The sequence below is a fragment of the Citrobacter enshiensis genome (assembly GCF_029338175.1).
GTDB lineage: Bacteria > Pseudomonadota > Gammaproteobacteria > Enterobacterales > Enterobacteriaceae > Citrobacter_D > Citrobacter_D enshiensis.
Window position 1 is genome coordinate 2,771,650 of the sequence record NZ_CP119862.1, and the last position, 23,849, is coordinate 2,795,498.

Sequence of the window (23,849 nt, forward strand, 5' to 3'; positions counted from 1 at the left end):
CAGGTCTGATAAGACATTAACCGCCATCAGGCATAGTTTGCCGGATGGCGATGCTTTCGCATCTTATCCGGCCTACAGAAATTCCGGCATCATCACACCATATCCAGCGCAGTTTTCCCCTTCGGGGCCGGATACGCGTTATCCAGTGCAGCCAGATCACTGGCTGAAAGGGTAATATTCAGCGCCGCCGCGTTCTGCTGCACATGCTCAACGCTTGCCGCTTTTGGAATCGCCATCACGCCCTGATGACTAATGACCCACGCCAGCAGGATTTGCGCCGCGCTCGCACTGTGAGCATGGGCAATCTCATTAATGACGGGATTGTTCAATAAGCCGCTACGTAGACGTCCAGCTTGCGCCAGCGGGCTGTAAGCCATCACCGGTATCTGATGCTGCTGACACCAGGGCAGCAGGTCATACTCAATCCCACGAGAAGCCAGATGATAAATCACCTGATTGGTGGCGCACTGCTTCCCGCCAGCAACCTGCCATAACGCATGCATAGCGTCATTATCGAGATTAGAAACGCCCCAGCGACGGATTTTTCCCTGCGCGATCAGTTTTTCCATCGCCGTGACCGTCTCTGCAAATGAGTAGCTGCCCGACCAGTGTAATAAATAGAGATCCAGGTAATCGGTATTCAGGCGACGCAGACTGCCTTCACATGCGGTAATGGCTTTCTGCCCTCCTGCATTCCACGGATACACTTTCGAGACCAGGAAGACCTTATCACGCCCGCCTGCCAGCGCTTCGCCGACCACCTCCTCTGCCGCACCTTCAGCGTACATCTCTGCGGTGTCGATAAGCGTTAAGCCCAAATCAATGCCCGCACGCAGTGCATTCACCTCGGCCCGTCGATGATGGGGTTTTTCACCCATATACCAGGTCCCCTGTCCCACCGCAGGGAGTGTGAGCTGGCCACTAAAAACAACCTGTTTTTCTGTCATCGTATCCTCCAGTGTTATGCACTACCGTAATGCAAAACAGGGCGCGAGCGCCCTGTTTTGATGCACAAAATGCACTGTAATGATGCACAATCAGAACTTGTAGGTAACCCCGGTGGAGATCAGACCACTCCAGGATTTGTCCACCATCGGGCTGTCGCTAATTTCATCCGACAAATGGGTATAGCGCGCAGTACCGTACACGCTCCAGTTACCGAGGAAATTGTAGTTGGCGCTAATTTCCAGGTACGGGTTCCAGCTGTCGTTCGGGTCGTAGCTACGCAGACCGCTATGCGAAGACTCTTTGCCCGAGACGCCATAGTAGTACTCGTTCTGGTTTTCGCTGTTCCATTCCACACCGATTCCCGGCGTTAATGTCAAACCGCCATTGGTGTAGCGGTACAGCCAGGCCAGATCCCACACGATGCCGTTGCTGTTATCCAGCGTGTCGCCCGCAAGCGTGGTGCGCAGGAAGCCATACTGCGTGTTATGAACGTAAGACAGCCCTGCCATCATGGTGCTTTTACGTTTGTCGAGCTGGCGAAGTTGGTGGTTGTCGCTGTCTTCCGGTTTGAAATACATCGGAGACCAGTACGCGGTAATCGATAACTTATCGGTATTGTCATTCCACAGGTAGTATCCACCACCCAGACCACGGAACCAGAAATTTTCACTTTCATAGGTAATGACTGGAACGGGATATACGTCGGTATCGTAATCTTTATAGGGGTGCTCAACCACACCAACACCTGCGCCCAACGTCAGGTTGCTTTCAGCTTGTGCGACATTCGTCGTCGTTGCGATAAGCACGCCAAGTGCCAGAAGTTTGAGTTTGGTCACAATCCATAATTCCTTATTCAAATGTTTAGCAGCAAAAGTGTAACCGCCAATACGTTTCAACCCAACTATTTTACTTATTACTCATAAAATGTAACCGTCTAATTTTTCAGCAGCAGATGACATTTCGTTTTCAGCCAGATGAACTCTGCGTGATTTTCGTTCTTTATCTTTACATTAAATATGCATTTTTTGTGGATGAGTTATTGATATGCCATTGAAATTCATTTACGCGCACAGGCAAGTTTTGCAAATGCCATCTACGCTTAATTTTAAGAAGGTGTATCACCGGGCACGTTGATCTCTTGGTCGCCAATTTGGCATGAGAGTTGCTGTTTTTTACCACACGAGACAGCAGAGGCGTCGTTCAGTTTACCTCTTCCGGGAGCCTCTACTATTCATATGAACGGCTCTTAACATGTGCTAAAAAACGAAAGGACGGCATACCATGAATATATTCGATCACTATCGCCAGCGCTATGAAGCTGCCAAGGACGAAGAGTTCACACTGCAGGAGTTTCTTACCACTTGTCGGCAAGATCGCAGTGCTTATGCCAACGCGGCAGAGCGGCTATTGATGGCCATTGGTGAGCCCATTATGGTCGATACTGCCCAGGAACCCCGACTTTCTCGACTCTTTTCAAACCGGGTGGTTGCTCGTTATCCCGCCTTTGAAGAGTTTTATGGCATGGAAGACGCGATTGAACAGATTGTCTCATATCTGAAACACGCGGCGCAGGGGCTGGAAGAGAAGAAGCAGATCCTGTATCTGCTGGGGCCTGTAGGGGGCGGTAAATCATCACTCGCTGAAAGACTGAAGTCTTTAATGCAGCTTGTACCGATTTATATCCTGAGCGCAAACGGTGAACGCAGCCCGGTAAACGATCACCCTTTATGCCTGTTTAATCCGCAGGAAGACGCGCAAATTCTCGAAAAAGAGTACGGCATTCCTCGTCGTTATCTCGGCACCATCATGTCACCGTGGGCAGCGAAACGCCTGCACGATTTCGGTGGCGATATCACTAAATTCCGCGTGGTGAAAGTGTGGCCGTCGATTCTTGAACAAATCGCCATCGCCAAAACGGAACCGGGTGATGAAAACAACCAGGACATCTCCGCGCTGGTCGGTAAGGTGGACATTCGTAAACTCGAACACCATGCGCAAAACGATCCTGATGCTTACGGTTACTCCGGCGCACTGTGCCGCGCCAACCAGGGGATTATGGAATTCGTCGAGATGTTCAAAGCGCCGATTAAAGTGCTGCATCCTCTGCTGACGGCAACACAGGAAGGAAACTACAACGGGACAGAAGGCATTTCTGCCCTGCCCTTTAACGGTATTATCCTTGCCCACTCGAACGAATCCGAATGGGTGACGTTTCGCAACAATAAAAATAACGAAGCCTTCCTCGACCGTGTGTATATCGTGAAGGTGCCGTATTGCCTGCGCATTTCTGAAGAGATCAAAATCTACGAGAAGTTGCTTAATCACAGTGAGTTAACGCATGCGCCTTGCGCTCCGGGAACCCTCGAAACACTGTCGCGCTTCTCGATCCTTTCCCGACTGAAAGAGCCAGAGAACTCAAGCATCTACTCGAAAATGCGCGTCTACGACGGTGAAAGCCTGAAAGATACCGACCCGAAAGCGAAATCTTACCAGGAATATCGTGATTACGCAGGCGTCGATGAAGGGATGAACGGTCTGTCAACGCGTTTCGCGTTTAAGATCCTCTCCCGCGTCTTTAACTTTGATCACGTTGAAGTGGCCGCCAACCCGGTGCATCTGTTCTACGTCCTCGAGCAGCAGATCGAGCGTGAACAGTTCCCACAGGAGCAGGCAGAGCGCTACCTTGAGTTCCTGAAAGGATATCTGATCCCGAAATATGCTGAATTTATCGGCAAAGAGATCCAGACCGCCTATCTCGAATCCTACTCCGAATACGGACAGAACATTTTTGACCGTTACGTCACTTATGCGGATTTCTGGATTCAGGATCAGGAGTATCGCGACCCGGATACCGGTCAGTTGTTCGATCGCGAGTCGTTGAACTCCGAGCTGGAAAAAATCGAAAAACCGGCGGGCATCAGCAACCCGAAAGATTTCCGTAACGAGATCGTCAACTTTGTTCTGCGTGCCCGCGCGCATAACAGCGGTCGCAACCCGAACTGGACCAGTTACGAAAAACTGCGCACCGTGATTGAGAAGAAAATGTTCTCGAACACCGAAGAGCTGTTGCCGGTGATTTCATTCAACGCCAAAACCTCAACAGATGAGCAGAAGAAACACGACGATTTTGTCGACCGTATGATGGAAAAAGGCTATACCCGCAAACAGGTGCGTCTGTTGTGCGAATGGTATCTGCGCGTACGTAAATCGTCATAAAACCAGCCCGGTGGCGTTGCGCTTACCGGGTCTGGAACGACAGCGAACCGTAGGCCGGGTAAGCGCCGCTTATCCGGCGCTACAGGCGTAGCATGAAGTTGGCAAATGCAGTACGGGGGGCATATGACCTGGTTTATAGACCGGCGCCTGAATGGGAAGAATAAAAGCACTGTGAATCGCCAGCGCTTCTTACGCCGTTACAAAGGGCAAATTAAACAGTCGATCTCCGAGGCCATTAACAAGCGTTCGGTCACCGACGTGGAGAGCGGTGAGTCCGTCTCCATTCCCACAGAAGATATCAGCGAACCGATTTTTCATCAGGGGCGTGGCGGTCTGCGCCATCGCGTACACCCGGGTAACGATCATTTTGTGCAAAATGACCGCATTGAACGTCCTCAGGGCGGTGGCGGCGGCTCAGGAAGCGGACAAGGCCAGGCCAGTCAGGATGGTGAAGGCCAGGATGAATTCGTCTTTCAGATTTCAAAAGACGAGTATCTGGATCTGCTCTTTGAAGATTTAGCCCTGCCTAACCTGAAGAAAAACCAACAACGACAGCTGACCGAGTATAAAACGCACCGGGCGGGTTTTACCTCTAACGGTGTTCCGGCCAACATTAGCGTGGTACGTTCTTTGCAAAACTCTCTGGCGCGCCGCACGGCAATGACGGCCGGTAAACGCAGAGAATTGCGAGAACTGGAAGCCGCGCTGGAAACTACCAGCAAAAGCGAACCGGTACAGTTACTTGAAGAAGAGCGGCTACGCAAAGAAATTGCCGAGTTGCGGGAAAAAATTGAGCGCGTACCGTTTATCGACACCTTTGATCTCCGCTACAAGAACTACGAAAAACGCCCTGACCCTTCCAGCCAGGCCGTCATGTTCTGTCTGATGGACGTCTCCGGTTCCATGGATCAAGCCACCAAAGACATGGCCAAGCGTTTTTATATTCTTCTGTATCTGTTTTTGAGCCGGACATATAAGAACGTTGAGGTGGTGTATATCCGCCACCATACCCAGGCCAAAGAAGTTGATGAGCATGAGTTTTTCTATTCTCAGGAAACCGGCGGAACCATTGTCTCCAGCGCCCTGAAATTAATGGATGACGTCGTGAAGGATCGTTACGATCCCGCGCAATGGAATATTTATGCAGCACAAGCGTCCGATGGCGACAACTGGGCGGATGATTCGCCTTTGTGTCACGAAATTCTGGCGAAAAAACTGCTGCCGGTCGTACGCTATTACAGCTATATCGAGATCACCCGTCGTGCTCATCAGACCCTGTGGCGTGAATATGAGCATCTGCAAACCACTTTCGAAAACTTTGCGATGCAACATATTCGCGATCAGGATGATATTTATCCGGTATTCCGCGAACTTTTTCATAAGCAGGGTGCCACTAGCAGAGATTAATCATCCACTATCAGCCAGCGGTTAACGCCACTGGCTGATTTCTGATAGCGACTATTTTACTTGCTGGTTTAATAAACACCCGGTTGATAATCAAGTCCGTTAATTCCCAAAGCCTCTCCATAATTTATTTCTCACGTTATCATTCGGAAAAACTCACATCAGACATTTATCTTTTCCGTTTTATCAGAGAATAGTCTCTGCCCTGGGCGAAAATAGTTGATCGCAATCAACACTGAACATTTTTATCATCAATAGAATCCCACCCACATCACAATCGATTGCCATCAAGAGTTTTTATGGAAAAGCATAAAATAAATGCACGGAGCATTCTTTTATTCACCCTGCTACTTTTCGTTATCTTATTTTGTATGACCATGCTATATCAGGAAAATTCCAGCGTAAAATCGATACCGCAATTAAATTATCTTATTGTTGTCGTAGCGCTATTTTTCTTGAACGCGATAATTTTCATTTTTATGATTTTAAAGTATTTTGCCAATAATCGTCATTTTTCAACTCTCATTATGAGCTTAGCATTCCTGAGCAGCCTGGTTTACTTTGTAGAAACGATTTTTATCATCAAAGAACCGATTATCGAGAGCGCATTAATTCAGATAAAATCAAATGACATCTCAATTTTTTATCTCTTTCGACAATTAAGTTTTATCTTCTTACTTTCTCTGGCGCTGTTCTGTTCAGACATCAATAACATAGACCAAACCGATAACAAGAAAAAAACCGCCGTTCTGTTAATGTCACTGGTCCCGTTCTTCTTCTTTCCTGCGCTTGCCCATAATCTGAGCAGTTATAATCCAGATTATTGCTGGTTTATTGTCGATTACTCCAGAAAAAATGAAGCCGTCACATGGGGTGCTAACTACCTTAAAATAATTATATGTCTCTGGTCATTCTTACTTTTCTTTATCATCACCCAAACCCGACTGGCATCTGACCTCTGGCCCTACATTGCCCTGCTTTGCCTTTCAGCAATATGTTGTAATTTATTACTGTTGGCTCTGGATGATTATAACTACACTGTCTGGTATATCAGTCGGGGGATCGAAGTCGCCAGTAAGCTTTTCATCATTTCAATTCTCATTCATAACATATTTAAGGAGTTATACTTAGCAAACAAACTGGCCATTCATGATGTACTGACCAATATCTATAATCGCCGCTACTTCTTTAATGAACTCGAGTTACGATTAAACACCAGGAACAAAACATGCTTTTGTCTTTTGTTTCTTGATATTGACCATTTTAAAAGGATCAATGATCGATGGGGACATGTGGTGGGAGATAGAGTGATCATCTCAATTGTTAATATTATACAACAAAGCCTTCGTTCCGAAGACCTACTGGCCCGCCTGGGCGGAGAGGAATTTGGCGTTATGCTTTATAATACTAATATAACCCAGGCCAGATTTATTGCTGAAAAAATTCGTAAAAATGTTGAAATGCTCACCGGAGAAAATAACATTTATAATGTCCCTGAACCGATGACAATAAGTATAGGTGCTTTTTTTGCGACCACGCCAGATTACAGCGCTTCAGATATCATGGTTCAGGCAGACAATGCACTCTATGAAGCTAAAAACAATGGCCGTAATCAAGTGGTGCTCAATCACACCTGAGTGAACTGTTTTAATTATGGTCATACACAATGTGTGTGACCATTGCCTTCCTACTTTTTCGCCTATCTCTTCATTATCGCTGTCCCACATCCTGTTCATGAGTATAATTAGCACCTTCTGCATTATGAGTACAAACGGGCATTGTGCGATAATCTGCAGTTCCCGATCGGTAAGGAGTGTCATTCACCATGAAATTGCATCATAAAGCGCTCAGGCACTTTATCTACGCAAGCGTCATCGTCCTGACCTCTTCTTTCCTGGTTTACGAGCTTATTGCCAGTAACAAGGCGATGAACGCCTATATGCGTTACATTATCGAGAAAGCGGATTCCTCTTTTCTGTACGATAAATATAAAAATCAGAGTATTGCCGCGCATTTAATGCGTACGTTCGACTCACCGAAAACGCCTGTGACGACAGCGGAGAAAAACGCATTATGCGCTGCCTTTGAGACCCTCAACGATACGCACGGACTCAACCTCACCGCGCATAATTACCCTGCGCTACACGGCACGTTGCAGACGTCTGCCGAACGCTGCACGGAACAACTTGATGACGTGTTCTTGCTCCCTGCCTTCGACCAGGCAGTGAACGTCAATCGCGAACAAGTGGATTTCAACCAGGGGCTGGGAACGCTGGAATATAAATTCCGTTATTATTTCGACCTGAAAAATCACTACATCTATTTCTATGATCTGGTCAATTCACGTCAATTTTCGATGCACCACTGGTCTTTCCTGCAAAATGCAACCTTAGGCATTGACCGGGAGGATATCGATGATTTATTTACCGGTCGCACGGTTATTTCCAGCATCTATCACGACGATCTCACACAAAAGAAAGTGATGAGTTTTTTAACGCCGGTCTATTTATCCGGAAAGTTGAAAGGCATGGTGATGGTAGACATTAACCAAGAGAACCTGAAGAATATTTTTTATACCCAGGACCGCCCTCTGGTCTGGCGTTATCTGAATGTGACGTTGGCAGATATCGAATCAGGAAACACGATCGTTATTCACCAAAGTGAAAGCGATCTCTTCCCGTATGTTCACCATGTTCATAACATTCCTGGTGGAATGCGTGTCACGCTATCCCTCGATTTAATGTACTTTGTCGTCTCTTCCTGGAAGCTTTTTGCCTTCTACCTGTTGGCCACTGCGCTGCTACTGAATATGGTCAGAATGCATTTTCGTCTGTATCACAACGTCACGCGTGAAAATATCAGCGATGCCATGACCGGGCTCTATAATCGAAAAATATTAACGCCCACCCTTGAGCTACGTTTACAACGCCTGGTGAAATCAGGAACGCCAGTGACGTTCATCGCCATTGATTGCGACAAATTGAAAATGATCAACGATACGCAAGGGCATCAGGAAGGTGACCGGACGATTACGATCCTCGCCAAGTCCATTGAGGCATCAATTCGTAAAAGCGATTACGCCATTCGTCTTGGCGGTGATGAATTCTGCATTATTCTTATCGATTATGCGGCGCACGCCGCTAACACACTCCCGATGCGGATCGCTCAAAACCTGCAAATCATCGCCCACGAAAGAACGATCAGCTTTTCCTGGGGGATCTATACCATGCAGACGAATGACACCATTGATGATGCATATCAGGCTTCCGATGCGCAACTGTACCTCAACAAGCAGCAAAAGCGGGATCGTTCGTGATAGTCTTTTCGCGTTGATTTTTCTCTGCAAAGTCAGGAGTAAACATGACCGAAGTTGTTAAAGGCACGGCGACGCATCAGCGGTTGATTGCCTTATTATCACAGGAAGGGGCAACCTGGCGCGAGGTCAGCCATGCGCCCGTGGGCAAATGTGAAGCCGTTTCTGAAATCCGCGGTACGGCGTTGGGCCAGGGTGCAAAAGCGTTGGTCTGCAAAGTGAAAGGCAATGGCGTAAACCAGCACGTACTGGCCATTCTTGCCGCCGATCAGCAGGCCGATCTCGCGCAACTGGCAACCCATCTGGGCGGTTTGCGCGCCTCCCTTGCTAGCCCGGTGGAAGTTGATGAACTGACAGGCTGCGTTTTTGGCGCGATTCCCCCCTTCAGCTTCCATCCCAATCTGAAGCTGGTGGCCGACCCGCTGCTGTTCGAACGTTATAGCGAGGTCGCGTTTAACGCAGGCTTACTGGAAAAATCCGTCATCCTGAAGACCGAGGATTACCTTCGCATCGCCCAGCCAGAGCTGGTCACATTCCGTCGCATGTCATCATGAGTTAATAGCTCCTTTCGAGGAGCAGCACTGAAATCACAATAACGACGGCAATGGCAAAAAAGGAAGAGGTAATCAGCAGCGTCTCAATAAACATGTGATCGTTCATGGTTTCACCCCGTGGTGACAGAAATGACAGCTCACTTGTTATTGATAGAGCAAATAGATGACACTGTAATGACAGCTTCTTCTGTTCAAAAATCGGCCTCTGGCATTCGCCTAAAAATAAAACCACCCCATAAAAAAGCCTGTTCAGCTACGCATTTACGCGTACAGTAAGCAGGCTTATCTTTTTTTGGCAAGGAAACCCCGATGTTTGATGTCACTCTGCTGATCCTACTCGGACTGGCGGCTCTCGGCTTTGTTAGCCATAACACCACTGTCGCCGTTTCAATTCTGGTGCTGATTATCGTCCGCGTTACCCCGCTGAATACCTTTTTCCCGTGGATTGAGAAACAGGGTCTCACGGTGGGGATTATTATTCTGACGATTGGCGTTATGGCTCCCATCGCCAGCGGAACACTTCCCCCCTCCACGCTGATTCACTCCTTTGTGAACTGGAAATCACTGGTCGCCATCGCGGTAGGCGTAGTTGTCTCCTGGTTAGGGGGACGCGGCGTAACGCTGATGGGCAGTCAGCCACAACTTGTCGCCGGCTTGCTGGTGGGAACCGTACTTGGCGTCGCCCTGTTTCGCGGCGTGCCAGTGGGTCCGCTTATTGCGGCGGGACTGGTTTCGCTGATCGTTGGGAAGCAGTAGTCAATCCCGTCAGATAACGGCCTGGTGTTTGTCCCAGGCCTTTTTTAAACATGGTGATAAACGCCGTTGTGGAGTCATAACCCAGCGTTTGCGCCACCTGTTGAACGCTCTGCCCGTCAATCAGCGCCTGTAACGCCAGGATCAGCTGCAACTGATGACGCCAGCGACGAAAACTGAGTCCTGTCTCCTTCACCACCAGTCGAGCCAGATTACGTTCGCTCATGGCAAACTCACTGGCCCACTGCCCCAGCGTTTGCCATTGGGCGGGCTCACGCGCCATCGTCGCCACCATTCGGCGAATTTTCGGATGTCCGGAGACCGGCAGTTGCATCTGCTCCTGGGGCTGCTGTGGAAGCTCATCAAACAGCACCTGCGTCAGTCGCTGTGTGGTCGGTTCTGTACGCTGAAGATCCGATCTGTCGGCCAACGCTAAGATAAGCTCCCGACACAGCGGGGCAATTTTCAACGTACAACAGCGTTCCGGCATTTTTACCGCCTCTGGCTCTATAAACAAAAAGCACAGTTCGGCCCCGGCGGTAACATGGTTGCTGTGCGCAATTCCACCGGGGATCCAGACGGCATACTGCGGCGGCACCATCCACATCGCATTTTCAACTTCGCAGGTGATCGCGCCATGCTGGGCGAGGATCAGTTGTCCCTTACGGTGCTGATGCAACGGGCTGAAAAGTTCGTCTTCTCTGGCGCGGATACAAAACGCGACGGCGACATCGTGGTGAAGATCGGGCTCATAGCCATCCAGTCTCAAACCAATCATCAACTTGTCCGATTTTAGCGATAATCTGTCATTTTAGCTTGATTCATCCAGTCTGTAAAAACGGTAAGGTAGCGCCTCGCCTGACACAATGAGAAGACAATGACCCTTTCACCTGCATTACGCGGCAAAAATACCGCCTTACTGATTGCCGGTATCCTGATGATTGCCACCACGCTGCGCGTTACCTTCACCGGTACGGCGCCGCTGCTGGAGGCTATCCGTACTGATTACGGACTGACGACGGCCCAAACCGGTCTCCTGACCACCTTACCCTTACTGGCCTTTGCGCTGGTTTCGCCTTTGGCGGCGCTGATTGCTCGTCGATATGGGATGGAGCGCAGCTTGTTTGCCGCCATGTTACTGATATGCCTCGGAATCGCCGTACGCTCGCTCCCCTCAACCTGTTTTTTATATAGCGGAACTGCCATCATCGGTTGCGGTATTGCCCTTGGTAATGTGCTGTTGCCAGGGCTTATCAAGCGAGATTTCTCGCAGCATGTGGCAAAACTCACCGGCGCGTATTCACTCACGATGGGTGCTGCTGCCGCACTCGGATCCGCACTGGTTGTGCCGTTGGCGCTACACGGCTTTGGCTGGCGCGGCGCGCTATTCATGCTGATGGCCTTCCCGTTGCTGGCCTTTCTCCTCTGGCTGCCCCAGTGGCGCAATACCGCCCTGGCCAGTCTGAGTACTTCCCGGGCTTTGCACACCCGCGGAATCTGGCGTTCTGCCCTTGCCTGGCAGGTCACGCTGTTTCTGGGAATTAACTCGCTGATTTATTATGTGATTATCGGCTGGCTGCCCGCAATTTTGATAAGCCAGGGCTACAGCGAATCGCAGGCTGGCTCCGTTCACGGTCTGTTGCAACTGGCAACCGCCGCACCTGGACTCCTGATCCCCCTGGTCCTGCATCGATTTAACGATCAACGCGGTATTGCCGCCGGGGTGTCGTTAATGTGCGCGATGGGTACCGCCGGAATCTGGCTGATGCCGGGGCAGGCAGTGCTGTGGACGTTGCTGTTCGGATTTGGCTCTGGGGCGACGATGATCCTCGGGCTGACCTTTATCGGCCTGCGTGCCAGCTCTGCGCACCAGGCGGCTGCGCTTTCGGGCATGGCGCAATCAGTCGGTTACTTGCTCGCGGCGTGCGGCCCGCCGTTGATGGGAAAAATTCACGACGCCCGCGGAGACTGGCACATTCCGCTGATGGTGGTGGCGGTGTTATCTCTGGTGATGGCTGTGTTCGGACTCTGCGCCGGGCGAGACCGGGCGATCGCCACACAATAACGTTGCGGGCAGGCGTCATAACCTGCCCTTTTGTTTAACCTCTTGCGACCCGCAGCATCGCCTGCACCAGCGGCACCGGTTTGCCAGTCAGCGCACCGCGTTCATGTTGAAACAGCGTGCCGACAAAAAACGGATGCGTCACCAGTTCAATAGCGCGAACCTCGCCGGCGTCATCCCAGCCGGTCACCCGCAGATCGCCACGTTCAAGTTCAGCGGTAAATTCCTCAGACACACCGTAGTTGCAGTGATAGCCCTCAGAGATCACCGTCTGCCCATACGCTTTGGCGATCAGCGTATTCGCCCGCAGTTCGATAGACTCGGTTTTTTCCACCAGGGAGCAGGCCAATGGCGCAATCACCGCCCGGCCTGAAGTATCCGTCTCAGCGTGTGCGGCATCGCGCCAGCCCACGACATTACGCGCATACTCCAGAATGGCATGCTGAAAGCCGCCACAGGTTCCGAGAAAAGGAATGCTATTTTCCCGCGCATAGCGAATGGCTATCAGCGCGCCTTCCGTATTCTGATACGGACTGCCAGGCACCACCCAAATCGCATCGTAACCCACCAGATCTTCAGCGCTACCGATATCAGACGTCGTCAGCCAGTCGTAGTCGGCCATGAGCTCCAGCACAGCAGCGGCGTCATCAATCGCCAGGGGAATAGCCTGATGCGCCACGATCTCTGGGTTGTAATCACCCACCAGCGCGATGCGTAGCGTATCTTTAACAGGGGAGAATTCCATGAGGAGTTCCTTATGCCAGTACAATGAGGGACAACATAAGGAATCTCAAACTACCGATCTTTTGCGGTTATCACAATCCCTTAATTTAGGGGGCATCATCGTCAGGTGCTATAGTGTTCGCGATGGCGTCAGTCTGGCATACCCTGTTTTATGGCAATCATAGGGATCGGTTAACCCGCCGAATGGATGAGAGGGAAACATGAAAATTCAGTGCAAACGCGTTTATGACCCGGCAGATCAAAGCGACGGATATCGCATCCTTGTCGACAGATTATGGCCTCGCGGGATCAAAAAAACGGATCTTGCATGCGATGAGTGGGATAAAGCCCTTACGCCGTCGACCGAATTGCGTAAAGCCTTTCACTCTGACGCGATAGATTTCACACACTTTTCAGAACAGTACCGCGCAGAACTGGCGCAACATACGCAGGAAGGCCAACGGCTGGCGGACATTGCCCGCCAGCAAACGCTAACGCTGCTGTATTCAGCGAAAAACACCGGGCAAAACCATGCTCTCGTGTTGGCCGAGTGGTTACGCGGTTTTTAATGCACTCACTTGGTAGCGGGATGATCTCTGCGCCAGAGCGCCCACTCATCAATGACTTCCCCACCGGGCAGTTTGCAGTCCGCACGCGCGCCTTGCGGGGTCTGTACCGGCACGAGCGTCCCCCCTTTTTGTTCACAATAGACCGCCGCAGGATTCGCCATACCGACCTGAGGGGGTTTAGGGGCATCAGGCAGTGTTGACGATGAGCATGCAGCCAGTCCCAGAACACAAGGCAGCACGGCAAGAATGAATTTCATAGAATCTCCCATTAACGCAATATCCGGACAGGGTAACCCGTCTGATAAGGCATCTCCATGTTTTATTAGCGCCTTTTCCCTGTGACTCACTTTCTGATGGAACAGATACATTTCATTTGTCAAAGTGATACTCTACTGCCCAGCAAAGCAGAAATTTTCAGCACACTGTGCTACCAATCAGGGAGAACCTTCGCGTCATGTCAGATCTGATCCTCGCCCGCGTCTCGCAATCACTCGCCACCGAACAGTCTCTGGAAAGCCTGGTTCGGCAACTTCTGGAGATGCTGGAGATGGTGACCGAGATGGAATCGACCTATCTGACGAAAGTCGATGTTGACACCCGTTTGCAACACATCCTGTATGCCCGCAACAGCAAGCAGATGCACATTCCTGAAGGATTATCCGTGCCCTGGGATGAAACGTTATGTAAACGCGCAATCGACGATAACTGTTTTTACAGTGATAACGTCCCGGAACGCTGGCCGGATTGCACCGCCGCCCAGGCGCTGGAAATCACCACATTTTTAAGCACGCCGGTTCATCTTCCGGACGGCACGTTTTACGGTACGCTGTGCGCCACCAGTAAGCAGCAACATAAATTGAGTCACCGTGGCGAACAGGTATTGCATCTGTTTGCCGGACTCATCGCCCAGTATATTCAGAAGGAGTCGCTGGTTTCTCAACTGCAGGAGGCCAACGCGGCGCTGATTGCATACTCGTATACTGATGTGCTCACCCGCTTACCAAACCGACGGGCCATTTTTGAGAATATGGACACCCTTTTCTCACTGGCCAGCCATCTGAATCGCAACGTCATTGTGGCGTATATCGATCTGGATCATTTTAAGCAGATCAACGATCGCTTTGGGCACGAAGCCGGCGACCAGTTTTTAATCCAGGTCGGTCAGCGCCTGACGAACTGGCGCAGCGAACACGACATTATTGGCCGCTTAGGCGGCGATGAGTTTCTGGCCGTGTGTCTTGCTGATGAAAATGACCCCAGCCCACAGGCGCGTCTGCACACGTTAAAAGACCGTCTGCAGCAGCAGATTCGTGGGGAATACCAGATAGAGGGCGAGGTTCTGTTCTACCCTGGCGCCAGCCTCGGCGTTATTGAAATCAATCCTCGCGAAACGGACGTTGACAGCGCCCTTCACGCTGCGGATAGCGCCATGTATCAGGATAAAAAGCGCAAAGATAAAACACCTTTTGTCACGCACTGAGCCCTGTTATTCTGGCGCGTCTTCAAATAACACAATCAGGTGGTAGCATGAGATTGGGTATTGTTTTTCCTGTCGTCATTTTTATTACTGCGGTTATTTTCTTAGCGTGGTTTTGTATTGGTGGCTACGCAACCCCCGGAGCATAACGGTGAAAAAAACAACGCTTATCATGATCGGCGTGGCCATTATTGCGCTAGTGGGAACGGAACTGGGCTGGTGGTAGCGGCGGTCATTTCGAAATAATAAAGGCCACCGTCGGTAGCCTTTTTATCTTGCGATATTCTTCGTTTAGCTTTTGATTTTTCTGTAGATAAACAGAACAACAATGGCACCAATAACGGCGACGGCAAAACTGCCAAAGTTGAAACCGTCAACTTTGCCAAATCCGAAAAATGTGCTGATCCATCCCCCTATAACGGCACCGACGATCCCGAGAATGATCGTCATAAAGAAACCACCGCCATCCTTACCAGGCATAATCCACTTCGCCAGAATACCTGCAATAAGCCCAAAGATAATCCATGAAATAATGCCCATTCTTTCCTCACTTATGTTTTTACGTCAGCGATTAATTCGCTGCTAAAAAGAATAGCACATAGACAGAAAATTGAAATTTGTGATCAACATCACCTTTCAGTATTTCACGTTCTTCCGTTATTCGATCAAATAAACACGCATAAAATACAGGGTTGAAATATTAAATGATAAAGATTATCTTTCTCATTACCGAATAGTTGAGCAAATAACTCAGGTATTCGGTACGACATTGCTCACATTGCTTCCAGTATGTTTTGCCCGCCTCAATGAGTGCGGGCTTTTTTTGACATCTGCCCGTCATTTCTGTCGATCCGTCTGTCATTTCTCGCCCTCCTTCTCAGCAAAGCCCCGCCGTCTCTGGCCTTCTGGTGTTGGCACAATTTATGCTTAATTTCCCCCGTCGCTACGACAAATCGAAGTCCATCGTCTGTAATGCGCTGACTTCTTCTAAAATTCGCGCTATTTCAGCTTTTAACAGGTCTGTTATTGATGAAAAAAATCACCAGTGTGTGCCCTTATTGCGGGGCCGGGTGCAAGCTCAAGCTTGTTGTTGAAAATAACAAAATCATCCGCGCCGAAGGTGCTGAAGGTGTAACGAACCAGAATCAGCTATGCCTGAAAGGATTTTACGGTTGGGATTTTCTTAACGACACACGTCTTCTGACGCCGCGTCTGACCCGCCCGATGATTCGCTATGAAAAAGGCGGCAAACTCACCCCCGTGAGTTGGGATGAAGCCATCCGCTATACCGCAAAGCGGTTGTCAGAAATTAAAGCGGCCTTCGGCCCTCGCGCCATCATGACCACCGGTTCTTCCCGCGGGACAGGGAACGAAACGAACTACGTCATGCAGAAATTTGCCCGCGCCGTGCTGAATACCAACAATGTCGATTGCTGCGCTCGCGTGTGCCACGGCCCTTCCGTTGCCGGTTTGCAGGAGACGCTGGGCAACGGCGCAATGAGCAACGCGATTAGCGATATTGAACACTCCAAATGCCTGCTCATTTTTGGCTACAACTGCGCGGATTCTCACCCTATCGTGGCGCGCCGGGTCATTAAGGCACGTCAGAACGGCGCCAAAATCATTGTGTGCGATCCAAGGCGCATTGAAACGGCCCGCATTGCCGACCAGCATTTGCAATTGAACAACGGCTGCAATATGGCGCTGGTCAACGCCTTTGGCTATGTCCTGATCGATGAACATCTTTATGATCGGGAGTATGTGCTAAAACACACCGAAGGGTTCGATGCTTACTGGCAAACCGTGAAGGATTTTTCGCCAGAATCCGTCGAACACTTAACCGGCGTCCCCGCACAGCAGGTACGTCAGGCGATGCGTACTTTCGCCGCCGCCCCTTCTGCGACGGTGATGTGGGGAATGGGCGTGACTCAGTTTGGTCAGGCCGTTGACGTTGTTCGCGGGCTGTCGAGCCTGGCCTTGCTGACCGGAAACCTGGGGCGTCCTCATGTCGGTGTCGGGCCGGTTCGCGGTCAGAATAACGTGCAGGGGGCGTGCGATATGGGCGTGTTGCCCAATCAATTCCCCGGTTATCAGGACGTGACGGATCCCGCAGTCAGAGAGAAATTTGCGCGCGCCTGGGGCATTGATGCCGCGCTGATGGACGATAAAGTCGGCACCCGTATCACTGAGGTGCCTCATCTGGCGCTCGAAGGTAAAGTCAAAGCTTACTACATCATGGGGGAAGATCCGCTGCAGACAGAGGCCGATCTGGGGCTGGTACGTTCAGGCTTCGACGCGCTGGATTTTGTCGTGGTGCAGGATATTTTCATGACCAAAACGGCAGAAGCGGCTGATGTGATTCTGCCCGCCACCTCGTGGGGTGAGCACGGAGGCGTATTTACCTGCGCCGATCGTGGTTTCCAGCGTTTTGAAAAAGCCATTGAGCCGACTGGCGATGTGAAGCGTGACTGGGAGATAATCAGCCTGCTCGCCACCGCAATGGGCTACCCCATGAAGTATGAAAATAATCAGCAAATCTGGGATGAGATGCGCGAGTTATGCCCGCTATTCTACGGTGTGACGTACGAAAAAATGGGCGACATGGGGCATATTCAGTGGCCGTGTCCTGACCTTGATCACCCCGGCACCCCGTATCTTTATCTGCACAGCAAATTTGATACGCCCAGCGGGAAAGGCAAGCTGTTTGCCGCCCCGTGGCGCGCGCCTGCTGAGGTGCCGGATGAGGATTTCCCGATGGTGCTTTGCACCGTGCGTGAAGTCGGACACTATTCCTGCCGTTCCATGACCGGTAACTGCGCGGCGTTACAGGCGCTGGCTGATGAACCGGGGAATGTGCAAATCAACGGACTTGATGCGGAAAAACTGGGGATTCGCCATCGCGATCTGGTCTGGGTCAGTTCTCGTCGCGGCAAGGTGATCAGCCGTGCCGACGTCTCCGACCGTATTAACCGTGGCGCAGTGTACATGACGTATCAATGGTGGATTGGCGCCTGTAATGAGCTGACTCAGGATAACCTGGATCCCATCTCAAAAACGCCTGAAACAAAGTACTGCGCCGTGAAAATTGAGCCGATTGCCGATCAGCGCTGGGCGGAAAACTATGCTGTAGACACTTACACGGCGATGAAATCGCGTCTCTGTGAGGCCATCGCGTAAGCGTCATTATCTCGCCTGGGTCCGTATTTGCGGACTCAGGCTACCTGTATCGGCTAACCCACTATTTCGCGAACTGCACATCACCGACCCGGGACGTGGCATTCTCGCCCGGTTTCTCCCGCTGCATAAACCCCAGCGTAATCAGAAATAATCCCAGCATAAACGGCAATTCATACAGCTCTTCAATCAGATCGGCATAGTGCAGGTGGTGCAGGAAAACGGGCGCCATCAAACGATGATGCTCTACTGCGTCGGAAATCAAAAAGGTCGCGGCGTTACCAGCCGCAAACATCATGTTCATTTTCCGTGTCGTATGAACGCACGGTATTGACCAGGTCTTTGACGACGTCTGCAGCGACATCCGGCACCAGCAAGGTCATCGGCGCTTCGGTCTCATAATCGACCGAGACGCCATTACTGTTATTGGTCACCGTCACGGTATATGTTGCTTTACCCATGGTTTACTCCTTCCCGGTACGCACGATTTTCCGTTGATTTGCGCTCTCCAGTAACACTTCCGGAGCAACAAAAAAATCGATGTTAAAGTAAGTGTCGTCGGTCATCACTTCGATGTTATGCCATTTTTCCGGTGGAAAAACGCCAAACTGACCGGCTTCAATAATCATCACCTGTTCTGGCTCGGGACTGTGTTCATCGGCATATCCGAGATATTTGACCGCCCCCTGCATCACCGACAAACGGGGATACACGCCCGGTCGGGTTCCTTTATCAAGGTGGCGTTCGAAAATTCCGGCGGGTGCCGTCTCTTTGTTCCAGAATGGCGTGGCGCGTGTGTGAATATGATTTTGTGGAATTTGAAGCATTGTCTTCCCTCTTTCCATCAACAACGCAGCGTATTTCATTTATCGCTGCGGTAAGAAGGTTACGCCTAAGAATATGCATTTAAAATACCATTTATTGGTTATTTTTTTGATTATGCACCAGGGCTGTATCTTGATTTGCGGGGAAAAAACAGAGGCCCGTCAGAATAAACGGGCCTGTCGATATTACGACTGCAGCGTCGCCAGACGCGCGGCAAAGCCGACGAAAATCAAACCAATCAGAGAATTGCCGACCTTTGCCAGTTTCTTTTTAGTCCGAATATATTGCGTCACAAACGCCCCCGAAATAATCAGGAAACTCAGGTAGAAGAAGCTCACCACTTCCAGCGAGATGGCCAGAATCAAAAATGACAGCCCCGTATGCGGCGCGTTCACATCAATAAATTGCACGAAGAACGACACGTAAAAAAGGATCGCTTTTGGGTTGGTCAGGCTCAGAACCAAGGCGCGTTTAAAAATCGCACCAAAAGGAACATCCTCGCCAGCCGACGCATTTTCTTTTGATTTCAGCGTCGCGTAGAGCATCTTTGCGCCAAGATAAAGCAGATACAATGCGCCGAGATAGCGAACAATACTAAACAGCACCGGCGTCGTTTTAATCATTGTTGCAACGCCGGCGTAAGCGAGAAACATCAGCACCGCATCGCCAATAAACACGCCGCTTGCCGCGAGATATCCACCTTTCATCCCACGCCCAACGCTATTTTTCAGCACAAAAAATGTATTAGGACCAGGGACCAGAACGATAAAAATTGCCCCGACCAGATACGTCCAGTAATTCAGAACTCCATACTCTGCGAACACGTTAACCTCTTCCTGAAAAAAACAGATACGCCTAGCTGCGAAACAATATGCTAACGAATGCGTCTGATGATGGAAAGGAAAATCAGGACTCACCGCCATACCCAGTACATTACTCCGAAAAACAGGCAATAAAGCAGCCTATTTCACCACCGGTAAATCTGAAAACCGAGTGGTATAGCGTGGGGAGAGCATTTCCCGTTTCATTTGCCATTGCTGCTGTACCCCCTGCCCGGCAAAATAGAGGGTGCCTCCCCCCTTTTTGCTGTTGAGGTGATCCAACACCGCCATTAATTTCTCACTGTTGGGGCGTGGGGCGTTTTCATCAAACAAGTTTAACTGAGCAATCCCCTGGCTGAAAAAATCACTGAGCATGACGCCGGCTTTCATATAGCGAAAACCGTCTTTCCAGATCCTGTCCAGCGCACTGCAGGCAACGCGAATAATGTCGCGGGTATCATTAGACGGAATCGTTAACTGGCCGCTGGCCTGAGGAGCATAAAACACCGCATTTGCGACATGCGGGCTGGTTCGCATAAAGACGCTGATAGTGCAGCAGTACTGTCGTTCTGCCCGGAGTTTTTCTGCCGCGCGTTCAGCATACGTACAAATGGCCTGATGCATCTCGTCGTAGTGGGTGATGCGATGGCCGAATGACCGACTACAAATAATCTGCTGTTTGGTGGGGGCAAACTCATCAAATGCCAGACAGGATTCCCCGCGCAGTTCACGCACGGTACGTTCCGTCACCACGCTGAAGTGTTTACGCATCACCCAGAGAGGGCTGTCAGCCAATTGCAGCGCCGACGTAATGCCCATCGCATTGAGTTTCTTACTGGTACGCCGCCCTATCCCCCAGACTTCTTCAACAGGGACGCGCTCAAGAAGATTTCTCTGACGCAGAGTATCTGACAGATCGACCACGCCGCCGGTCTTTTGCCATGTTTTCGCTGCAAAATTGGCGACTTTTGCCAGCGTTTTGGTCTGCGCAATGCCTACGCCAACGGTCAACCCCGTGTTCTTTCGTATCTGTTGACGAATTTGGCGCCCAAACGCCTCGAGTGAATAGCCACGCCCGACGCCTGACAGATCGATAAAAGCTTCATCAATGGAATAGACCTCTACCGACGGCGCCATTTCTGCCAGGGTCAACATCACACGGTGGCTGAGATCGGCATAAAGCGCATAATTGGAGCTAAAAACCGTGACGTGCTGACGCCGTAATTCATCTTTCACTTTGAAATAAGGCGCCCCCATTTTTACGCCGAGCGCTTTTGCCTGTGCCGATCGCGAAATAATGCATCCGTCATTATTTGAAACCACCACCACCGGTTTTCCCTCGAGATCCGGTCGAAAAACAGTTTCACAGGACGCATAGAAACTGTTTACATCAACCAGCGCGAACATGTCTGTGTGATTTCAACGTAAATGTCACAACGCCAAAGAGTTGCAGCTCTTCCTCGCTCTGCAACACGATGGGGGAATAATGCGGGTTGTGTGGGAATAGCTGAAGACGGGGCCGCGTTCGCAGCTCCTTCACGGTAAACTCCCCCGCCACGGCCGCCACCACAATATCGCCATGCATCGCCGTCAACGAACGGTCAACCACCAATAAATCACCATCGCTGATACCGGCCCCCACCATCGAGTCACCGCTGACCCTGAGGAAGTACGTTGCCCCCGGATGCTTCACCACCAGGGTGTTAAGATCGAGACTGTCCTCAACATAGTCTTGCGCCGGGCTGGGAAACCCGCATGAAACACGCTCCAGAAAAAGAGGTAACGTAATGGTGTTATTACGTTCACAGGAAAAAATATCATTCATCACGGCCATCTCAACAAATACTGTATATACATACAGCATATTATGTTTATCGGCCAAATCAAGCGACTTATGCGATGAAAGAATGAACCCGTTGAAGTCACAACACATTCAGTTATCCGTGCCCCACCACGTTCAACCTCAACGCGAGTCCTGACGACGACGCTTAAACTGGCTGACATCAATGTTGTACTGCTTTAGCTTACGCCACAGCGTTGTGCGCCCAATGTTCAACACGCTGGACATCTCCTGTACACGACCGCCGGTGACCTTTGCTGCATGAATAATGGCGTCTTTCTCAATACCGGCAAAGGTCAGCTGGGTTGAGAGGCGCGTGCCGCCCTCCTCGAAGCGTTCAGTAAAAAGATGCTCGGGTAAATGGTTCAGCCGGATATGACCGTTGTCGCTACTCATGGCGATGTTTTCTATCACGCTGAGCAACTCAAAATCATTCCCCGGCCAGGCACAATCAACCAGTTGCGCCATCGCATCATCCTCTATCTTCAGCCGCGTCGAGAAACGTTTCTCAAGACGCGCAAGCGTATTACGCACCAGCGCTGGAATGCTGTTTCGCCGCATTCGAAGCGGCGGAATGGTGATTTCAAAGGCATGTAACGCGTAGTAAAGCTGGCGACTAAAGCGGTTTTGTTCCACCAGCAACGCGAGATCCAGAGTCGTAGACGCGATGACTTTAACATCAACAGGAATCAGTCTGCGGGCATCAAGGCGCGTTAATACCCCTTGTTTGATCACCTGCAGAAGCGCCGATTGCAACTCCGGCTCCAGGTATTCAATTTTCTCCAGAAACAGCGTGCCACCGTTGGCCAGCTCCAGACGACTTAAACGCCCGCCCTCCGTCGTGCCATCGGTATCGCCCTGTCCCAACACGGTATCGGCATACAGCTGGCAGTTCACTGCAATATAGGGGCCTTCAGCACGCTCACTTTCATTATGAATGGCCTGGCTGAGCTGTTCTTTGCCAACCCCCTCCTCCCCGCAAAGTAACACCGGGAAGCGCCCCCGCGCGGCCTGTCGACCAAAATGCAGTAAGCGCCGGGTGTCAGGATCGTCGCCCGGCATTTGTGCAAAGGTGTGGCTCACTTTTCCTAATTGGCTGGTCACCAACTGGCGCATCTGTTCGACAGGATGGAGCAGCAGAATAAAACTGGCCCCCTGAGCCTCAATAATCGGTTTCAGGGTGATGACCGCATCCACAAATTGATGCTGGCTTTCAAACGTGACTTCGACATGGTTGAGCTGACGCAGTTGCCGGACTGCACCCTGTAAAACGGCAGGAAGCGTGACCAGCTCAGTGATATTTTGCCCCTGACTCGACTGGGCATCCAGATGCAGCAATCGCGCGGCCTGCGCATTCAGAAATTGCAGCGTGCCCTGTTCATTCCAGGCCATCACACCGTCGACCATTCCTTCGAGCAGGCCGTACAGCTGATTCAGATGGCGATTAGACTCGGTAAGCAGGCTGTCGGTCAGCAGTGAATTGCCCACTTCACGCGCTATCGCCAGCGTTAGCGGCAGATCGGACGCCGCCTCCTGCCCAACAGGACAGCACAAGGCGATGGAACCCGACTGGCGACCGTGGTTATCAAAAATAGGCGTAGAGAAGAAACTCCAGCCAGACAGCCTCTGTTTAAAATGTTGCTCGCCAGAGGTTTGAATCGGTTGTCCAACCGCAGGCGCCAGGGATAAGGCACAGGTACCAATAATACTTTCCGCACAGTAGGCACCGTTGATAAACCCCAGTTCGCCAAGCTGTTGCAGCGTAAGCGGATCGCCGCAGCGGCTAAGTATGCAGGCCGACTCATCAAGAATAAATAACCCACATCCCCGGGGAGACATGTATTCCCAGGCATCCTCCAGCGCCGCTTGCCCCAACGCCAGCAATGCGGTTTTTCGCCGACAAATAGAGTCAAACGTCAGCCCCTGTGCCTGATGCGGCATGATCCAGGGCTCCCGCTGCATCATTTTGCTACAGCGTTGCCACGAAGCGCTAAGAACAGTAGAAGAGACGGCGTTGTCGCCGGTTTGATGTAGAGTCGCCATGTTTTCTCCGCGCGCATGCGCGCGCTTTTCCACGTCCCGGTCACCGGGAACCCTGCTTCGCATTTTTCTGCGGCAAAGATGGTTGAATCTCTCATTTTTGCCGAAAAATTCATCTTCACGTTCCATT

The 23,849-nt window shown here is 50.8% G+C and carries 24 protein-coding genes and 1 pseudogene; 11 read left to right on the top strand and 14 right to left on the bottom strand.

Annotated features, from left to right (window positions below):
* Positions 1 to 92 precede the first annotated feature (92 nt).
* Positions 93 to 947, bottom strand: coding sequence for an aldo/keto reductase (locus tag P2W74_RS13455; protein WP_276291987.1), 855 nt, complete (start codon positions 945 to 947; stop codon positions 93 to 95).
* A gap of 90 nt (positions 948 to 1,037) precedes the next feature.
* Positions 1,038 to 1,784 carry a MipA/OmpV family protein gene (locus tag P2W74_RS13460; RefSeq protein ID WP_203358052.1) on the bottom strand — a complete coding sequence of 249 codons (747 nt, stop codon included), beginning with the start codon at positions 1,782 to 1,784 and terminating at the stop codon, positions 1,038 to 1,040.
* 445 nt (positions 1,785 to 2,229) lie between these two features.
* On the opposite strand from P2W74_RS13460, the gene yeaG reads away from it, so the two are divergent.
* From yeaG to P2W74_RS13485, 5 genes are all read left to right on the top strand, one after another.
* Entirely contained in the window at positions 2,230 to 4,164 is a 1,935-nt protein-coding gene (gene yeaG, locus P2W74_RS13465) for a protein kinase YeaG (protein ID WP_276291988.1), read from the top strand.
* Positions 4,165 to 4,287: 123 nt separating this feature from the next.
* Positions 4,288 to 5,571 (top strand): YeaH/YhbH family protein, encoded by a 1,284-nt coding sequence (locus P2W74_RS13470; protein WP_276291989.1) that lies wholly within the window; start codon positions 4,288 to 4,290, stop codon positions 5,569 to 5,571.
* A gap of 296 nt (positions 5,572 to 5,867) precedes the next feature.
* Positions 5,868 to 7,205: a sensor domain-containing diguanylate cyclase gene (locus tag P2W74_RS13475; RefSeq protein ID WP_276291990.1), complete on the top strand. Its 1,338-nt coding sequence runs from the start codon at positions 5,868 to 5,870 to the stop codon at positions 7,203 to 7,205.
* Positions 7,206 to 7,393: 188 nt separating this feature from the next.
* Entirely contained in the window at positions 7,394 to 8,884 is a 1,491-nt protein-coding gene (gene dgcJ, locus P2W74_RS13480) for a diguanylate cyclase DgcJ (RefSeq protein WP_276291991.1), read from the top strand.
* A 44-nt stretch (positions 8,885 to 8,928) separates the two neighbouring features.
* Positions 8,929 to 9,435 (top strand): YbaK/prolyl-tRNA synthetase associated domain-containing protein, encoded by a 507-nt coding sequence (locus P2W74_RS13485; protein ID WP_276291992.1) that lies wholly within the window; start codon positions 8,929 to 8,931, stop codon positions 9,433 to 9,435.
* Position 9,436: 1 nt separating this feature from the next.
* On the opposite strand, the gene yoaI is transcribed toward P2W74_RS13485, so the two are convergent.
* Complete coding sequence (gene yoaI, locus P2W74_RS13490) at positions 9,437 to 9,541, bottom strand: small membrane protein YoaI (protein WP_276291993.1); 105 nt, start codon at positions 9,539 to 9,541, stop codon at positions 9,437 to 9,439.
* A gap of 203 nt (positions 9,542 to 9,744) precedes the next feature.
* On the opposite strand from yoaI, the gene P2W74_RS13495 reads away from it, so the two are divergent.
* Positions 9,745 to 10,191 (top strand): DUF441 domain-containing protein, encoded by a 447-nt coding sequence (locus P2W74_RS13495; protein ID WP_042308914.1) that lies wholly within the window; start codon positions 9,745 to 9,747, stop codon positions 10,189 to 10,191.
* Here the strand turns inward: P2W74_RS13495 and P2W74_RS13500 are convergent.
* Positions 10,148 to 10,966 carry an AraC family transcriptional regulator gene (locus P2W74_RS13500; RefSeq protein WP_276291994.1) on the bottom strand — a complete coding sequence of 273 codons (819 nt, stop codon included), beginning with the start codon at positions 10,964 to 10,966 and terminating at the stop codon, positions 10,148 to 10,150. The genes P2W74_RS13495 and P2W74_RS13500 overlap by 44 nt on opposite strands.
* 99 nt (positions 10,967 to 11,065) lie before the next feature.
* On the opposite strand from P2W74_RS13500, the gene P2W74_RS13505 reads away from it, so the two are divergent.
* Positions 11,066 to 12,253 carry a CynX/NimT family MFS transporter gene (locus P2W74_RS13505; RefSeq protein ID WP_276291995.1) on the top strand — a complete coding sequence of 396 codons (1,188 nt, stop codon included), beginning with the start codon at positions 11,066 to 11,068 and terminating at the stop codon, positions 12,251 to 12,253.
* A 34-nt stretch (positions 12,254 to 12,287) separates the two neighbouring features.
* Here the strand turns inward: P2W74_RS13505 and P2W74_RS13510 are convergent, their stop codons facing one another.
* Positions 12,288 to 12,995, bottom strand: a complete 708-nt coding sequence (locus tag P2W74_RS13510; RefSeq protein ID WP_276291996.1) for a CTP synthase C-terminal region-related (seleno)protein — start codon at positions 12,993 to 12,995, stop codon at positions 12,288 to 12,290.
* 199 nt (positions 12,996 to 13,194) lie between these two features.
* Here P2W74_RS13510 and P2W74_RS13515 point away from each other — a divergent pair, with 199 nt between their 5' ends.
* Positions 13,195 to 13,542, top strand: coding sequence for a DUF488 domain-containing protein (locus P2W74_RS13515; protein WP_276291997.1), 348 nt, complete (start codon positions 13,195 to 13,197; stop codon positions 13,540 to 13,542).
* A gap of 5 nt (positions 13,543 to 13,547) precedes the next feature.
* On the opposite strand, the gene P2W74_RS13520 is transcribed toward P2W74_RS13515, so the two are convergent.
* Positions 13,548 to 13,799: a putative hemolysin gene (locus P2W74_RS13520; protein ID WP_276291998.1), complete on the bottom strand. Its 252-nt coding sequence runs from the start codon at positions 13,797 to 13,799 to the stop codon at positions 13,548 to 13,550.
* A 197-nt stretch (positions 13,800 to 13,996) separates the two neighbouring features.
* On the opposite strand from P2W74_RS13520, the gene P2W74_RS13525 reads away from it, so the two are divergent.
* Entirely contained in the window at positions 13,997 to 15,022 is a 1,026-nt protein-coding gene (locus P2W74_RS13525; RefSeq protein ID WP_276291999.1) for a sensor domain-containing diguanylate cyclase, read from the top strand.
* Between the two features lie 47 nt (positions 15,023 to 15,069).
* Positions 15,070 to 15,168, top strand: a complete 99-nt coding sequence (locus P2W74_RS13530) for a YoaK family small membrane protein (RefSeq protein WP_203358063.1) — start codon at positions 15,070 to 15,072, stop codon at positions 15,166 to 15,168.
* A gap of 142 nt (positions 15,169 to 15,310) precedes the next feature.
* Here P2W74_RS13530 and P2W74_RS13535 read toward each other — a convergent pair whose 3' ends face one another.
* Complete coding sequence (locus tag P2W74_RS13535) at positions 15,311 to 15,559, bottom strand: GlsB/YeaQ/YmgE family stress response membrane protein (RefSeq protein ID WP_276292000.1); 249 nt, start codon at positions 15,557 to 15,559, stop codon at positions 15,311 to 15,313.
* A gap of 489 nt (positions 15,560 to 16,048) precedes the next feature.
* On the opposite strand from P2W74_RS13535, the gene fdhF reads away from it, so the two are divergent.
* On the top strand, positions 16,049 to 18,196 hold the full coding sequence (fdhF, locus tag P2W74_RS13540; RefSeq protein WP_276292001.1) for a formate dehydrogenase subunit alpha: 2,148 nt from the start codon (positions 16,049 to 16,051) through the stop codon (positions 18,194 to 18,196).
* A gap of 61 nt (positions 18,197 to 18,257) precedes the next feature.
* Here the strand turns inward: fdhF and P2W74_RS13545 are convergent.
* From P2W74_RS13545 to dhaR, 7 genes and pseudogenes are all read right to left on the bottom strand, one after another.
* Positions 18,258 to 18,464 (bottom strand): annotated as a pseudogene (locus P2W74_RS13545) (hypothetical protein); the annotation flags it as partial.
* Between the two features lie 7 nt (positions 18,465 to 18,471).
* Entirely contained in the window at positions 18,472 to 18,654 is a 183-nt protein-coding gene (locus tag P2W74_RS13550; protein ID WP_276292002.1) for a DUF1869 domain-containing protein, read from the bottom strand.
* Positions 18,655 to 18,657: 3 nt separating this feature from the next.
* A complete protein-coding gene (yeaR, locus tag P2W74_RS13555; protein ID WP_276292003.1) occupies positions 18,658 to 19,020 on the bottom strand; it encodes a DUF1971 domain-containing protein YeaR in 363 nt (120 codons plus the stop codon).
* A gap of 183 nt (positions 19,021 to 19,203) precedes the next feature.
* A complete protein-coding gene (gene leuE / locus P2W74_RS13560) occupies positions 19,204 to 19,842 on the bottom strand; it encodes a leucine efflux protein LeuE (RefSeq protein WP_203358067.1) in 639 nt (212 codons plus the stop codon).
* A 138-nt stretch (positions 19,843 to 19,980) separates the two neighbouring features.
* The gene (gene umuC, locus P2W74_RS13565; RefSeq protein ID WP_276292004.1) at positions 19,981 to 21,246 is read right to left on the bottom strand and encodes a translesion error-prone DNA polymerase V subunit UmuC; all 1,266 of its coding nucleotides are present in this window, start codon (positions 21,244 to 21,246) and stop codon (positions 19,981 to 19,983) included.
* Complete coding sequence (umuD, locus tag P2W74_RS13570) at positions 21,230 to 21,664, bottom strand: translesion error-prone DNA polymerase V autoproteolytic subunit (protein WP_276292005.1); 435 nt, start codon at positions 21,662 to 21,664, stop codon at positions 21,230 to 21,232. The genes umuC and umuD overlap by 17 nt, the downstream gene beginning before the upstream one ends.
* Before the next feature lie 138 nt (positions 21,665 to 21,802).
* Positions 21,803 to 23,722 (bottom strand): dihydroxyacetone kinase operon transcriptional regulator DhaR, encoded by a 1,920-nt coding sequence (gene dhaR, locus P2W74_RS13575; protein ID WP_276292006.1) that lies wholly within the window; start codon positions 23,720 to 23,722, stop codon positions 21,803 to 21,805.
* Positions 23,723 to 23,849 lie beyond the last annotated feature (127 nt).